The organism is Arthrobacter sp. CAL618, from assembly GCF_000468215.1.
Taxonomy (GTDB): domain Bacteria; phylum Actinomycetota; class Actinomycetes; order Actinomycetales; family Micrococcaceae; genus Arthrobacter_D.
In genome coordinates this window covers 10,685-11,069 of sequence record NZ_ASZW01000224.1, presented here as the reverse complement: position 1 = coordinate 11,069, position 385 = coordinate 10,685, and the positions used below count along the sequence as shown (strand labels likewise).

The 385-nt window shown below is 61.0% G+C and carries 1 protein-coding gene; it reads left to right on the top strand.

The window, feature by feature from the left end; genetic code table 11:
* On the top strand, positions 1 to 367 hold a 367-nt coding region (locus K728_RS0113400; protein WP_024477026.1), incomplete at its 5' end, for a C40 family peptidase.
* Between the last annotated feature and the right edge of the window lie 18 nt (positions 368 to 385).

The window sequence follows — 385 nt, the reverse complement described above, 5'->3', positions numbered from 1 at the left end:
GTCGGCCGCGATCAGCTACGCCATGTCCAAGACTGGTTCCCCACACTTCTACCAGTGGGGCGGTGCAGGACCGCGGGGATTCGATTGCTCGGGACTCGTGCAGCAGGCATTCGCCTCTGCCGGTATCTCCCTGCCACGGGTAGCCACCGCACAATATGCAGCCAGCTCCAACCATGTCCCGCTGGCACAGGCTCAGGCGGGTGACCTGGTGTTCTGGGGATCGCCAGGGAATTTCTACCATGTTGGCATCTACATCGGGAACAACAGGGTAGTGAACGCGCTCAACGAATCGCAGGGAATTCTCGTGACCGATCTGGCGCACATGGGCGGCATGCCGAACCTGTACCCGCTGGTCGCAAGGTTCTAGTTCTTTGTGCCGGGCCTC